The sequence below is a fragment of the Streptococcus symci genome (genome assembly GCF_006385165.1).
Taxonomy (GTDB): domain Bacteria; phylum Bacillota; class Bacilli; order Lactobacillales; family Streptococcaceae; genus Streptococcus; species Streptococcus symci.
Window position 1 is genome coordinate 123,193 of record NZ_VFJA01000001.1, and the last position, 14,314, is coordinate 137,506.

Consider the following 14,314-nt stretch of genomic DNA (forward strand, 5'->3'; position numbering starts at 1 on the left):
AGAGAAATATGACTTATAATTTTACTGAAGAATACGATATTATTGTAATTGGTGCGGGACACGCTGGGGTCGAGGCTTCCTTAGCTGCTAGCCGTATGGGCTGTAAGGTCTTGCTTGCGACTATCAACATTGAAATGCTGGCTTTCATGCCTTGTAATCCCTCTATCGGTGGTTCTGCCAAGGGAATTGTTGTGCGTGAAGTCGATGCCCTCGGTGGTGAAATGGCAAAGACCATTGACAAGACTTACATCCAGATGAAGATGCTCAACACAGGTAAGGGTCCTGCCGTTCGTGCCCTTCGTGCGCAGGCTGACAAGGAGCTTTACTCTAAGGAAATGCGCAAGACGGTTGAAAATCAAGAAAATCTGACCCTTCGTCAAACCATGATTGATGAGATTTTGGTCGAAGATGGCAAGGTTGTCGGTGTCCGTACAGCGACTCATCAAGAATATGCTGCCAAGGCTGTTATCGTGACGACAGGAACAGCCCTCCGTGGGGAAATCATCATCGGAGACCTCAAGTACTCGTCAGGCCCTAACCACAGCCTAGCTTCTATTAACCTTGCTGATAATCTCAAGGAACTGGGCCTCGAAATCGGTCGTTTCAAGACAGGAACCCCTCCACGTGTCAAGGCTTCTTCTATCAACTATGATGTGACAGAGATTCAGCCAGGAGACGAAGCGCCTAATCATTTCTCATATACTTCACGTGATGAGGATTATGGCAAGGATCAAGTGCCATGCTGGTTGACCTACACCAATGGTACCAGTCATGAGATTATCCAAAACAATCTCCACCGTGCGCCTATGTTTACAGGTGTGGTCAAGGGAGTGGGCCCTCGTTATTGTCCGTCGATTGAGGATAAGATTGTACGCTTTGCGGACAAGGAACGTCACCAACTTTTCCTTGAGCCAGAGGGACGCAATACAGAGGAAGTCTATGTCCAAGGCCTCTCAACCAGTCTACCTGAGGATGTTCAGCGTGAGCTGGTTCATTCTATCAAAGGTTTGGAAAATGCAGAGATGATGCGAACAGGTTATGCCATTGAGTATGACATGGTCTTGCCTCACCAGTTGCGTGCGACTCTGGAAACCAAGAAAATCTCAGGTCTATTCACTGCTGGTCAGACCAATGGAACATCAGGTTACGAAGAAGCTGCTGGCCAAGGGATTATCGCGGGTATCAATGCGGCTCTGAAAATCCAAGGCAAGCCAGAGTTGATTTTGAAGCGTAGTGACGGTTATATTGGGGTCATGATTGACGACTTGGTGACCAAGGGAACGATTGAGCCTTATCGCCTTTTGACCAGTCGTGCTGAATACCGCCTCATTCTCCGCCATGACAATGCTGATATGCGTTTGACGGAGATGGGACGTGAGATTGGTCTTGTGGATGATGAACGCTGGGCTCGCTTTGAAATTAAGAAAAATCAATTTGAAAATGAGATGAAGCGCCTAGACAGCATCAAACTCAAGCCAGTCAAGGAAACCAATGCCAAGGTTGAGGAGATGGGCTTCAAGCCTTTGACAGATGCAGTGACAGCCAAGGAATTCCTTCGCCGTCCAGAAGTTTCTTATCAAGATGTGGTGGCTTTCATCGGACCAGCTGCAGAGGACTTGGATGACAAGATTATCGAATTGATTGAAACAGAAATCAAGTACGAAGGCTATATTTCCAAAGCCATGGACCAGGTTGCCAAGATGAAACGCATGGAAGAAAAACGCATTCCAGCCAATATCGATTGGGATGACATTGATTCTATCGCAACCGAAGCTCGTCAGAAGTTCAAACTCATCAATCCAGAAACCATCGGACAAGCCAGCCGTATTTCGGGAGTAAACCCAGCAGACATTTCTATTTTAATGGTGTATCTTGAAGGTAAAAATCGTAGTATTTCTAAAACTCTTCAAAAATCAAAATGATACGTCGTCGGCTTCTTACGAATGAGTTCAAAGCTTGGCTTTGATTCATCTACAGCCTCCCATAGTTCCCCGAACTATGGGAGCTAACTTGAGTTATGCTTTCGCCTAGCCTTCTAGTCTGATTTCGATTTTTATTGAGTTTTAATATCAAAAGAAAGCATAGAGAAAAACAGCTCCGTCTTCGGGGCTGTTTTGTTGATTTGTACTCAATGAAAATCAAAGAGTATTATTCTTCGTCTGGTGTGAGGATCATCGGGATGATGATCGGTTCACGTTCGGTATTTTCATAAAGGAAGGGGCGAATAGCGTTGACAATGGCACCATTGACTGATTGCACGCTAGCGTCCTTGTTTTTCAGTGCGATACGAATAGCATTGAAGAGGATGCGCTGGCTTTGGCGAATCAAGTCGCCAGACTCTCTCATGTAGACAAAGCCTCGACTGAGTATGTCTGGACCAGACAGAATCATCTGAGACTTGAAGTCAACGGTTGCGACTGCCAGAACGACACCGTCTTCAGATAGATCACGACGATCCTTGAGGACAGCAGCACCGATTTCACCGATACGATTTCCATCTACATAGATATCTTGGGCGTTGAAATGGCCTGCAATACGAGCTGAGTCAGCAGTAAGGGCAAGCACATCACCATTGCTCATGATAAAGATATTGTTCTTCTCAACACCAGTATCTACCGCTAGTCCAGCGTGGACTTTTTGCATGCGGTATTCACCGTGGACAGGCATGAAGTATTTTGGCTTAATCAAGCGGAGCATGAGTTTTTGCTCTTGCTGACCACCGTGTCCAGATGTATGGATATTGTTAACCTTACCGTGGATAACTTCGACACCAGCTTCGGAAATGATGTTGATCAGCTTGTTGACGCTAGTAGTGTTTCCAGGGATTGGACTAGAAGAGAAGATAACCGTATCGCCTGGTTGGAGTTGCACCTGACGGTGGGTTCCGTTGGCGATACGAGAGAGGGCTGCCATCGGCTCCCCCTGACTACCTGTACAGAGGATAAGAACCTCGCCAGCAGGGTAGTCTTTGATTTCATTTGGCTCGATAAAGGTTCCCTTAGGAGCTTTGATGTAGCCAAGATCGATTCCGTTGACAATGGCCTTTTCCATCGAACGACCAAAGACAGCGATCTTACGTCCAGTCTTAACAGCAGCTTCTGTTGCTTGCTGGAGACGGAAGATATTTGAGGCAAAGGATGCAAAGATGATACGTCCTTCGATACCTTGGATAATCTTCATGATGGACTGACCAACGACTTTTTCAGAGTTGGTAAAGGTTGGCACTTCTGCATTTGTTGAGTCAGACAGGAGACAGAGCACGCCTTCTTCGCCAAGGGCAGCCATACGGTGCAAGTCCGCAGGTTCTCCAACTGGAGTAAAGTCAAACTTAAAGTCACCCGTACAGACGATTTTCCCTTGAGGAGTATGAATGACAATCCCCAAAGGCTCTGGAATAGAGTGAGTCGTTCTAAAGAAAGTTGCCTTGAGATTTTTAAAGGTCAACTCAGTATTATGGTTGATTTCGTAAAGTTTGGCGTTGCGCAAGAGGCCGTGTTCTTCGAGTTTCCCACGGATCAAAGCCAAGGCAAGCGGTCCAGCGTAGATAGGGACATTTGCTTGCTTGAGAAGGAATGGAATCCCACCGATGTGGTCCTCGTGTCCGTGTGTAATCAAGACAGCCTTGACGCGGTCGATATTGTCCACGATGTAGGAGTAGTCAGGAATGACATAGTCGATACCCAGCAAGTCATCTTCTGGGAATTTAATCCCAGCATCGACGATGATAATCTCATCTTGGTATTCAATCCCGTATGTGTTTTTCCCGATTTCTCCCAGACCACCGATGGCAAAAACGCCGACTTCTTCAGGTTTAAGAGTGTAGGCCATATTAGAACTCCGTAATTTCGAAGGCGCCAGTTTCTTTTTCGTAATCTAGCAATTTGTCAGACAAGAGTTCGATATACTCGATATTGTACTCTGGGCGATTTTCTTCGACAAGTTGGCGAGCAGCGATACGGCCCTCAAGTTCTGAGCTGGCATCGATGTCTAGGTAAAGTGCGCGTGTAGTTTCACGGCGTGGGCTACGTTCTTTTGTTTCTTGATAAAAAACTTTGTAAATCATATAGTTCCTTTCTATTTACAGGTCAGCTTATTCCAAACTTTTAGCAGAGATTTGCTTGATTTCATTCCATTTTGTGTCTAGATTGACCTTGATTCGTTACAATTATTTCAATTATACCACAAAATGAAAAATTAGTAAAAGATGGAAACGAGAAAGTCAGAGGGTCGCTCATTGATAAGCGCTTGCAAAAATAGAGAAAATATGTTATTTTGATAATGGAAGTGGAATTTATCGTTTGTCATAATTCCATATAGATTTTAAGTCAAGGAGGTTGCCCTATGATTAGTTTGTTTGAATTTGCGATAGGAGTTCGTTTGCTAGCTTTTATTGTTTTTGTTGCTTGCGTTTATGGAGGGAATTTTCTATTTGCCAAACTGGAACAACGACAAACCAAGTTCTTGTGGAAAATTACCTTTGTGACTCTCTACTCGCTTTTTCTCCTCCTCGTAACCTATGTAGTTTGGTTTGTATTTTACTTTGGTTTAAATGCTTAGATGCCCTGCTTATGCTGGGGCTTTTTGTTTGGGGATAAAGAAAATTCCCATGTGCCAGCTTTTGTAGTATAATAGTAAGCAGACAAAAAGATAGGAATGTGTTATGAAAGTATTAGCTTTTGATACGTCCAGCAAGGCTCTTTCTCTCGCTATTTTAGAGGACAAGCAGATTCTTGCCGAGACGACGATTAATATCAAGAAAAATCACAGTATTACCCTTATGCCTGCCATCGATTTTTTGATGGCAAGTTTGGATTGGACACCCAAGGATTTGGACCGAATCGTGGTAGCTGAAGGGCCAGGTAGCTACACAGGTTTGCGAATTGCGGTAGCAACTGCCAAGACTTTGGCTCATACTCTGAACATTGAGTTGGTTGGTATGTCTAGCCTCTTGGCTCTGGTGCCCTACCAACAAGAAGGCTTGTTCGTTCCTTTGATGGATGCGCGTCGCAACAATGTTTACGCAGGATTTTATGAAAATACTCAGCCTGTCATGCCAGAAGCGCACCTGCCTTTTGAGCGAGTGATTGAGCTAATCAAGGGTGCTAGTCAGGTAACCTTTGTCGGAGAAGTTGCCCCCTTTGTGGAGCAGATTCAAGAACACTTACCAAGGACTAATTACAAAGAAACCTTGCCTAATGCAGCCAATCTTGCTCTTTGGGCCTGGGACAAGGAAGCAGATTCCTTGCACGACTTTGTGCCGAACTACCTCAAACGTGTTGAGGCTGAGGAAAACTGGCTCAAGAACCATACCGATTCTGGTGAGTCCTACATTAAACGCCTATGATAGAAATCAAACGAACTCAACAGCAACCTGACTTGGCTCAAGCCATCTACGCTGTTATGATAGCTGTTTACCCAGTCAGTCCTTGGACGATAGAACAAATCCAAGCAGACCTGTCCCAAGACCAGACTTGGTATGCTTTGGCTTATGATGGGACCGAAGTGATTGGATTTCTAGCTGTTCAGGAGAATCTTTTTGAAGTAGAAGTCCTGCAAATAGCTGTCAAAGAAGCCTATCGAGGCCAGGGGATAGCCTCTGCTTTATTCGCTCAATTGCCGACAGACAAGGAGATTTTCCTCGAAGTCAGAAAGTCAAACCAACGAGCGCAAGCATTTTACAAAAAAGAAAAGATGGCAGTCATCGCTGAGAGAAAGGCCTACTACCATGATCCAGTCGAGGACGCCATCATCATGAAGAGAGAAATAGATGAAGGATAGATATATTTTAGCATTTGAAACATCCTGTGATGAGACTAGTGTTGCCGTCTTGAAAAACGACGATGAGCTCTTGTCCAATGTCATTGCTAGTCAAATTGAGAGTCACAAACGTTTTGGTGGCGTAGTGCCGGAAGTAGCCAGTCGTCACCATGTCGAGGTCATTACAGCCTGTATCGAGGAGGCACTAGCAGAAGCAGGGATTACCGAAGAGGACGTGACAGCTGTGGCGGTTACCTATGGACCAGGCTTGGTCGGAGCCTTACTAGTTGGTTTGTCAGCTGCTAAGGTCTTTGCTTGGGCACATGGACTTCCATTGATTCCTGTTAACCACATGGCTGGTCACCTCATGGCCGCTCAAAGTGTGGAGCCTTTGGAGTTTCCCTTGCTAGCCCTCTTGGTCAGCGGTGGACACACAGAGTTGGTTTATGTTTCTGAGGCTGGTGACTACAAGATTGTTGGGGAAACGCGAGATGACGCGGTTGGTGAGGCCTATGATAAGGTTGGTCGTGTCATGGGCTTGACCTATCCTGCTGGTCGTGAGATTGACGAGCTAGCTCATCAGGGACAGGATATTTATGATTTCCCTCGTGCCATGATTAAGGAAGATAATCTGGAGTTTTCATTCTCAGGTTTGAAATCGGCTTTTATCAATCTTCACCACAATGCCGAGCAAAAGGGAGAAAGTCTGTCTACAGAGGATTTGTGTGCTTCTTTCCAAGCAGCTGTCTTGGATATTCTTATGGCAAAAACCAAGAAGGCTTTGGAGAAATACCCTGTTAAAACCCTTGTCGTGGCAGGTGGTGTGGCAGCCAATAAAGGTCTCAGAGAACGCCTAGCGGCCGAAATCACAGATGTCAAGGTCATCATCCCACCACTGCGTCTTTGTGGAGACAATGCAGGAATGATTGCCTATGCCAGCGTCAGCGAGTGGAATAAAGAAAACTTCGCAGGCTTGGACCTCAATGCCAAACCAAGTCTCGCTTTTGATACTATGGAATAAAATAGAGTCTGTCTGATTAGGATCAGTTGATTTTTTCTTCTATTTGGGTAGTGATCTCATATTTGCAGTCTTATTTAGAGCAACAAAGTTTATTTATTGGTCTATTGGACTGCATATAGTTTATAACGGCATTGGTCTTTATATTCTTTTATCAATCATAAAAACAAAAGAACTGACTAGCTAAGTATTATAAATGAGACGGGTTTGTTAGTCTTTTTTATTATAACGGTTTGTTACTTACCCTTCACGAAATCCGACTCTATCAAAGTTTGTCAATCATAGAGTTTTTTAGTATAGTAGAAATATGAAATTTACAAAAATAATCAGTAGTTTGTTTGCTCTAGGAACTTTACTCATGTTGCTAACAGCTTGCTATAATTTTAAAAAGACACAACTGGTCTTGTTTGAATCACTTTCATTCAATATGCCGCTTAAATCCTTTGAAGAAGTTTTTGGTGAGGCTAGCGAAGTGGTAGAAGAAACCGAGACGGGCTATCGAGATAGCTGGCATGCAGAAGACCCCTATTTTTATAAAACGGGACGCCTTTTCTATGATTACGAAAATATTGCTTTGAATAGTTATATAGGTCGAGCAAGATTCACATTTTCAAAATCACATCGCTTGGAAAAAGCGACAGTTCATATTCCTGTAACTTCAAAGGTGGAGCAACAAGTAGTGCTCAACAATCTATCCCAGACTATAAAAAAAGAAATTAAGGCTCTTCCGAATTTCCAATCTGTAACTACCGAGACGGTAGGACTATACGATGACGGCTATCGCTATAAAGTCAAGTTGAAAGGACAAAGGAGAGAATTCTGGATTGATGTTTATCCGACAGAAGATGAAGATGCTAAAGAAATTGAAGATAAAAAGTATACTATTCGGGTGGATCAATTTAGAATGTATTAATAACACTGGGATTTCAGCATTTTTTACTAGCTCCAAGTTTCAGATTCAAAACTTTTTTCTCTTTCTTGAATGTGTTATAATAGTCCATGCTATGGCTGGAGCCTTTTCAGCCTACTTATACTCTTCGAAAATCAAATTAAAACCGCGTCAGCTTCTATCTGCAACCTCAAAACAATGTTTTGAGCAACCTGCGGCTAGCTTTCTAGTTTGCTCTTTGATTTTCATTGAGTATTATTAAGACAATATGAGGAGAAAGATGAAAGAAAAAGGATTTTGGGAGGGGGCGCAGGCAGCCATGCCAACGGCCCTGGGTTATGTCAGTATCGGACTGGCCTGTGGGATTATTGGTGCGCCCTATGTGACACCTGTTGAGATGGGCTTGATGAGCCTCTTTGTTTATGCTGGGAGTGCCCAGTTTGCCATGTTGGCCTTGATTGCGGTTCAAGCACCTGTAGCTGCCATTGCCATGACGGTCTTTTTGATTAATTTGCGTCTCTTTTTATTGAGTTTGCATGCGTCAACTTATTTCCGTCACACTAGTCTATGGCACAATATCGGTATGTCTAGTATCTTGACGGACGAGACCTACGGCGTCTTGATGGGTGAATTGGCCCATACAGACAAGGTCAATCCTATGTGGATGCACGGAAACAATCTCAACAGCTATGTGGCTTGGTTTGTGGGGACAGTTGTCGGAACGGCTCTGGGTGGCCTGCTACCAAATCCAGAAATCTTTGGTTTGGATTTTGCCCTGGTTGGGATGTTCATCGGCATTTTTGCTTCGCAATTCCAGATTATGCAAAGACGGATTCCTGTCCGCAATCTGCTCATTATTCTAGCAGTTGTTGCGGTGTCCTTCTTTTTACTCTTAACAGTGGTGTCTCAGTCGCTAGCTGTTCTGTTTGCGACGCTACTTGGTTGTACAACGGGGGTGGTTTTAGATGGTCAGTAAGTATCTTTTATTAGCAGTTATTTTCTCTGGCTTAGTGACTTGGATTCCCCGTATGATTCCCTTCATCTTGGTCAAGTATAAGGGTTTACCTGCGATCGTTGAGCGTTTTTTGAAGTTCTTGCCCGTTTCTATTATCTTTGCCTTGATTCTTTCAAGCGTAGTGACAGGCAAGGTTGGCAGCCTTCCTCAAATCAAATGGCTGGACTTCTTAGCAGTCTTTCCAACAGCTTGGGTAGCCTTTCGCTACCGTAATCTAGTCGGCACAGTTCTCTTTGGAGTGGTCTTGATTGGAGTCTTGCGTTTGGTCTTTTAATACTCTTCGAAAATCAAATTCAAACCACGTCAGCGTCGCCTTACCGTACTCAAGTACAGCTTGCGGCTAGCTTCCTAGTTTGCTCTTTGATTTTCATTGAGTATAAATCAGCCATAAAGAAAACCTATCACAGAGATAGATATCATATAATGGCGTAAATGGTCTTTTTCTGTTAAGATTATAAGGTATTCTATTTTGGAGGAAATGACATGAAAAAAATCGTTAAATACTCATCTCTTGCTGCCCTAGGGCTTGTTGCTGCAGGTGTGCTTGCGGCTTGCTCAGGTGGTGCTAAGAAAGAAGAAGCAGCTAGCAAGAAAGAAATTATCGTTGCAACCAATGCTTCACCAAAACCATTCAACTACGAAGAAAATGGTGAATTGACTGGTTATGAAATTGAAGTGGTTCGCGCTATCTTTAAAGACTCTGACAAGTATGATGTCAAGTTTGAGAAGACAGAGTGGTCAGGTGTCTTTGCAGGACTTGACGCTGACCGTTACCAAATGGCAGTTAACAACATCAGCTACACCAAAGAACGTGCTGAAAAATACCTTTACGCAGCACCAACAGCTAAAAACCCTAACGTTCTTGTAGTGAAGAAGGACGACTCTAGCATCAAATCACTTGATGATATCGGTGGAAAATCAACAGAAGTTGTTCAAGGGACAACATCAGCTAAACAGTTAGAAGACTACAACAAGCAACACTCAGATAATCCAACTGTCCTTAACTATACTAGAGCAGACTTCCAACAAATTATGGGACGCTTGAGCGATGGCCAGTTTGACTACAAGATTTTTGATAAAATCGGTGTTGAAACAGTGATCAAGAACCAAGGTTTGGACAACTTGAAAGTTATCGAACTTCCAAGCGACCAACAACCTTACGTTTACCCACTTCTTGCTAAAGGTCAAGATGAGTTGAAAACATTTGTAGACAAACGTATCCAAGAACTCTACAAAGACGGAACCCTTGAAAAATTGTCTAAACAATTCTTCGGAGACACTTATCTACCAGCAGAAGCTGATATTAAATAATTTCTTGAAGTCATCCATTCTGAGTAAGGTGGGTGATTTCTCAATTTTTAGGGTTATAGTTTTAAACTATATATCTGGCTATCTAATAACAATTTGTGAAATCAAACAAATTGTGAGATACTAGTACGGTATTATTTTTAAGGAGAAAGAATCATGAAAATCAAAAAATGGCTTGGTGTAGCAGCCCTTGCTACAGTCGCAGGTTTGGCTCTTGCAGCTTGCGGAAACTCAGAAAAGAAAGCAGACAATGCAACAACTATCAAAATCGCAACTGTTAACCGTAGCGGTTCTGAAGAAGCTCGTTGGGATAAAGTCCAAGAATTAGTTAAAAAAGACGGTATTACTTTGGAATTTACAGAGTTCACAGACTACTCACAACCAAACAAGGCAACTGCTGATGGCGAAGTAGACTTGAACGCTTTCCAACACTATAACTTCTTGAACAACTGGAACAAAGAAAACGGGAAAGACCTTGTAGCGATTGCAGATACTTACATCTCTCCAATTCGCCTTTACTCAGGTTTGAATGGAAGTGACAACAAGTACACTAAAGTAGAAGACATCCCAGCAAACGGAGAAATCGCTGTACCGAACGATGCTACAAACGAAAGCCGTGCGCTTTACTTGCTTCAATCAGCTGGCTTGATTAAATTGGATGTTTCTGGAACTGCCCTTGCAACAGTTGCTAACATCAAAGAAAATCCAAAGAACTTGAAAATCACTGAATTGGACGCTAGCCAAACAGCTCGTTCATTGTCATCAGTTGACGCTGCCGTTGTAAACAATACCTTCGTTACAGAAGCAAAATTGGACTACAAGAAAGCACTTTTCAAAGAACAAGCTGATGAAAACTCAAAACAATGGTACAACATCATCGTTGCGAAAAAAGATTGGGAAACATCACCAAAAGCTGATGCTATCAAGAAAGTTGTTGCAGCTTACCATACAGATGAAGTGAAAAAAGTTATCGAAGAAACATCAGACGGTTTGGATCAACCAGTTTGGTAATAAGAAACAGGGAGGTGGGAGAGAAAATTCCACCTCTTGCTTTTGTATAGAGCATGGATTGTAAAGAAGACTATAGGTTCATAGAAAGGTAGAGAGAATATGGTTTTTCCTAGCGAACAAGAACAGATTGAAAAATTTGAAAAGGATCATGTGGCCCAGCATTATTTTGAGGTTTTGCGTACCTTGATTTCTAAGAAGTCGGTCTTTGCCCAACAGGTGGGTCTCAAAGAAGTTGCCAACTATCTGGGTGAGATTTTCAAGCGTGTGGGAGCTGAAGTGGAGATTGATGAGACTTATACAGCGCCCTTTGTCATGGCGCATTTCAAGAGTTCGCGTCCAGATGCCAAGACCTTGATTTTCTATAACCACTATGACACTGTGCCAGCGGATGGGGATCAGATCTGGACAGAGGATCCCTTTACTCTTTCAGTGCGCAATGGCTTCATGTATGGACGTGGGGTTGACGATGATAAGGGTCACATCACAGCTCGTTTGAGTGCTTTGAGAAAATACATGCAGCACCATGATGACCTGCCTGTCAATATCAGTTTTATCATGGAGGGAGCGGAGGAATCGGCTTCGACAGACCTGGATAAGTATCTAGAAAAGCATGCGGATAAACTCCGTGGTGCGGATTTATTGGTCTGGGAACAAGGAACCAAAAATGCCTTGGAACAGCTGGAAATTTCTGGTGGAAATAAGGGGATTGTGACCTTTGATGCCAAGGTTAAAAGTGCTGATGTGGATATCCACTCTAGTTATGGTGGGGTTGTGGAGTCAGCTCCCTGGTACCTCCTTCAAGCCCTACAGTCTCTTCGTGCCGCAGATGGTCGTATCTTGGTTGAAGACTTGTACGAAGAAGTACAAGAGCCAAATGAACGTGAATTGGCCTTGGTGGATGCCTATGCTCAACGCAATCCAGGGGAAATCAGCCAGATTTATGGTTTGGAATTGCCTCTCTTACAAGAGGACCGTGCAGCCTTTCTAAAACGCTTCTTTTTTGAACCAGCCCTTAATATCGAAGGAATTCAGTCAGGTTATCAAGGGCAAGGGGTCAAAACGATATTACCTGCAGAAGCCAGTGCTAAGCTAGAGGTTCGTTTGGTTCCTGGCCTAGAACCGCATGATGTTCTGGAAAAAATTCGGAAACAGCTAGACAAAAATGGCTTTGATAAGGTAGAATTATACTATACATTGGGAGAGATGAGCTATCGAAGCGATATGAGCGCGCCAGCCATTCTCAATGTAATCGAGTTGGCCAAGAAATTCTATCCACAGGGCGTTTCGGTCTTGCCGACGACAGCTGGGACAGGGCCTATGCATACGGTCTTTGATGCCCTGGAGGTGCCAATGGTGGCCTTCGGTCTAGGAAATGCCAATAGCCGAGACCACGGTGGAGATGAAAATGTGCGAATCGCCGATTATTACACCCATATTGAATTAGTAGAGGAGCTGATTAGAAGCTATGAGTAGAGATATTATCAAGTTAGATCAGATTGATGTGACTTTTCACCAAAAGAAGAGAACCATCACAGCGGTCAAGGATGTGACCATTCACATCCAAGAAGGGGATATCTACGGAATCGTTGGATATTCTGGAGCAGGGAAATCAACCCTTGTACGGGTGATTAATCTCTTGCAAAAGCCATCTGCAGGTAAAATCACCATTGACGACGATGTGATTTTTGATGGCAAGGTGACCTTGACAGCAGAGCAGTTACGTCGTAAACGTCAAGATATCGGGATGATTTTCCAGCATTTTAACCTGATGAGCCAGAAGACTGCAGAGGAGAATGTAGCCTTTGCACTTAAACATTCTGGGCTCAGCAAGGAAGAAAAGAAGGCTAAAGTAGCCAAGTTGTTGGACTTGGTTGGCTTGGCAGACCGTGCTGAAAACTACCCTTCACAATTATCTGGAGGGCAAAAACAGCGTGTGGCCATTGCGCGTGCCTTGGCAAATGATCCAAAAATCTTGATTTCAGATGAGTCAACTTCTGCCCTTGATCCGAAGACAACCAAGCAGATTTTGGCCTTGTTGCAAGATTTGAACCAGAAATTAGGCTTGACTGTTGTCTTGATTACGCATGAAATGCAGATTGTCAAAGACATTGCCAATCGTGTGGCAGTTATGCAGGATGGGCATTTGATTGAAGAGGGAAGTGTTCTTGAAATCTTCTCAGACCCTAAACAACCTTTGACTCAAGACTTTATCTCAACAGCTACAGGTATTGACGAAGCCATGGTCAAAATCGAGAAGCAAGAAATCGTGGAACATCTGTCTGAAAACAGTCTCTTGGTGCAACTCAAGTATGCAGGTGCTTCAACAGACGAGCCACTTTTGAATGAATTGTACAAGCATTACCAAGTAACAGCTAATATCCTCTATGGGAATATCGAAATCCTTGACGGCACTCCTGTTGGAGAATTGGTTGTGGTCTTGTCAGGTGAAAAAGCAGCGCTAGCAGGTGCTCAAGAAGCCATTCGTCAAGCAGGCGTACAACTAAAAGTATTGAAGGGAGGACAGTAAGATGGAATCATTGATTCAAACCTATTTACCAAATGTCTATAAAATGGGCTGGGCTGGTCAAGCAGGTTGGGGAACAGCCATCTACCTAACCCTTTATATGACAGTTCTTTCCTTTATCATCGGAGGATTCTTGGGGCTTGTTGCAGGTCTCTTCCTTGTCTTGACAGCGCCAGGTGGGGTTTTGGAGAATAAGGTCGTTTTCTGGATTTTGGATAAGATTACCTCTATTTTCCGTGCGGTTCCCTTTATCATCCTCTTGGCAGTCTTGTCACCCTTCTCCCATCTAATCGTAGGGACAAGTATTGGTCCAAATGCGGCTATCGTACCGCTATCTTTTGCAGTCTTTGCCTTCTTTGCCCGTCAAGTACAGGTGGTATTGGCTGAGCTAGATGGTGGTGTCATTGAGGCAGCTCAAGCTAGTGGAGCGACATTCTGGGATATCGTAGGTGTTTACCTATCAGAAGGTCTGCCAGATTTGATCCGTGTGACGACTGTGACCTTGATTTCCCTTGTTGGGGAAACAGCTATGGCTGGTGCGGTTGGAGCTGGTGGTATCGGTAACGTAGCCATCGCTTATGGATTTAACCGCTACAATCACGATGTGACTATCTTGGCAACCATCATTATCATTTTGATTATCTTTACAATCCAATTCTTGGGAGATTTCTTGACCAAGAAATTGAGCCATAAATAAAGAGAATTAGGCCATCTGTACATCATTCATAGGAGTTGTCGTTATAGTCAAGACTTAAAATTCTCTATACGGGTTGCTATCAATTGCTACTTTTA

The 14,314-nt window shown here is 43.6% G+C and carries 15 protein-coding genes; 13 read left to right on the plus strand and 2 right to left on the minus strand.

Annotated features, from left to right (window positions below; all coding sequences use genetic code 11):
* The first annotated feature begins 8 nt into the window (after window positions 1-8).
* Window positions 9-1,922, plus strand: coding sequence for a tRNA uridine-5-carboxymethylaminomethyl(34) synthesis enzyme MnmG (gene mnmG, locus FJN11_RS00570; protein ID WP_140223823.1), 1,914 nt, complete (start codon window positions 9-11; stop codon window positions 1,920-1,922).
* A 226-nt stretch (window positions 1,923-2,148) separates the two neighbouring features.
* Here the strand turns inward: mnmG and rnjA are convergent, their stop codons facing one another.
* Both rnjA and FJN11_RS00580 read right to left on the minus strand, forming a co-directional pair.
* Complete coding sequence (rnjA, locus tag FJN11_RS00575) at window positions 2,149-3,828, minus strand: ribonuclease J1 (RefSeq protein WP_140223824.1); 1,680 nt, start codon at window positions 3,826-3,828, stop codon at window positions 2,149-2,151.
* Window position 3,829: 1 nt separating this feature from the next.
* Window positions 3,830-4,063, minus strand: coding sequence for a DNA-dependent RNA polymerase subunit epsilon (locus tag FJN11_RS00580; RefSeq protein ID WP_000639572.1), 234 nt, complete (start codon window positions 4,061-4,063; stop codon window positions 3,830-3,832).
* A 278-nt stretch (window positions 4,064-4,341) separates the two neighbouring features.
* Here FJN11_RS00580 and FJN11_RS00585 point away from each other — a divergent pair, with 278 nt between their 5' ends.
* The 12 genes from FJN11_RS00585 (at window position 4,342) to FJN11_RS00645 (ending at window position 14,219) form a co-directional block, all read left to right on the plus strand.
* Window positions 4,342-4,557 carry a hypothetical protein gene (locus FJN11_RS00585; protein WP_140223825.1) on the plus strand — a complete coding sequence of 72 codons (216 nt, stop codon included), beginning with the start codon at window positions 4,342-4,344 and terminating at the stop codon, window positions 4,555-4,557.
* 103 nt (window positions 4,558-4,660) lie between these two features.
* On the plus strand, window positions 4,661-5,344 hold the full coding sequence (gene tsaB, locus FJN11_RS00590; RefSeq protein WP_140223826.1) for a tRNA (adenosine(37)-N6)-threonylcarbamoyltransferase complex dimerization subunit type 1 TsaB: 684 nt from the start codon (window positions 4,661-4,663) through the stop codon (window positions 5,342-5,344).
* A complete protein-coding gene (gene rimI / locus FJN11_RS00595; RefSeq protein WP_042751779.1) occupies window positions 5,341-5,778 on the plus strand; it encodes a ribosomal protein S18-alanine N-acetyltransferase in 438 nt (145 codons plus the stop codon). Before tsaB ends, rimI begins: the two co-directional genes overlap by 4 nt.
* Window positions 5,768-6,778, plus strand: a complete 1,011-nt coding sequence (tsaD, locus tag FJN11_RS00600; protein ID WP_140223827.1) for a tRNA (adenosine(37)-N6)-threonylcarbamoyltransferase complex transferase subunit TsaD — start codon at window positions 5,768-5,770, stop codon at window positions 6,776-6,778. Before rimI ends, tsaD begins: the two co-directional genes overlap by 11 nt.
* Before the next feature lie 304 nt (window positions 6,779-7,082).
* Window positions 7,083-7,688, plus strand: a complete 606-nt coding sequence (locus tag FJN11_RS00605) for a hypothetical protein (protein WP_049552421.1) — start codon at window positions 7,083-7,085, stop codon at window positions 7,686-7,688.
* Window positions 7,689-7,944: 256 nt separating this feature from the next.
* Window positions 7,945-8,640, plus strand: a complete 696-nt coding sequence (locus FJN11_RS00610; protein WP_080978381.1) for an AzlC family ABC transporter permease — start codon at window positions 7,945-7,947, stop codon at window positions 8,638-8,640.
* Entirely contained in the window at window positions 8,630-8,953 is a 324-nt protein-coding gene (locus tag FJN11_RS00615; protein ID WP_020901825.1) for an AzlD domain-containing protein, read from the plus strand. The genes FJN11_RS00610 and FJN11_RS00615 overlap by 11 nt, the downstream gene beginning before the upstream one ends.
* A 209-nt stretch (window positions 8,954-9,162) precedes the next feature.
* Window positions 9,163-9,990: an amino acid ABC transporter substrate-binding protein gene (locus tag FJN11_RS00625; RefSeq protein ID WP_140223828.1), complete on the plus strand. Its 828-nt coding sequence runs from the start codon at window positions 9,163-9,165 to the stop codon at window positions 9,988-9,990.
* A 153-nt stretch (window positions 9,991-10,143) separates the two neighbouring features.
* Entirely contained in the window at window positions 10,144-10,998 is an 855-nt protein-coding gene (locus FJN11_RS00630; protein WP_000694521.1) for a MetQ/NlpA family ABC transporter substrate-binding protein, read from the plus strand.
* 99 nt (window positions 10,999-11,097) lie between these two features.
* A complete protein-coding gene (locus tag FJN11_RS00635) occupies window positions 11,098-12,471 on the plus strand; it encodes a M20 family metallopeptidase (RefSeq protein ID WP_049552423.1) in 1,374 nt (457 codons plus the stop codon).
* On the plus strand, window positions 12,464-13,525 hold the full coding sequence (locus tag FJN11_RS00640) for a methionine ABC transporter ATP-binding protein (RefSeq protein ID WP_000085666.1): 1,062 nt from the start codon (window positions 12,464-12,466) through the stop codon (window positions 13,523-13,525). The genes FJN11_RS00635 and FJN11_RS00640 overlap by 8 nt, the downstream gene beginning before the upstream one ends.
* Window position 13,526: 1 nt before the next feature.
* Window positions 13,527-14,219, plus strand: a complete 693-nt coding sequence (locus tag FJN11_RS00645; protein WP_000444649.1) for a methionine ABC transporter permease — start codon at window positions 13,527-13,529, stop codon at window positions 14,217-14,219.
* Window positions 14,220-14,314 lie beyond the last annotated feature (95 nt).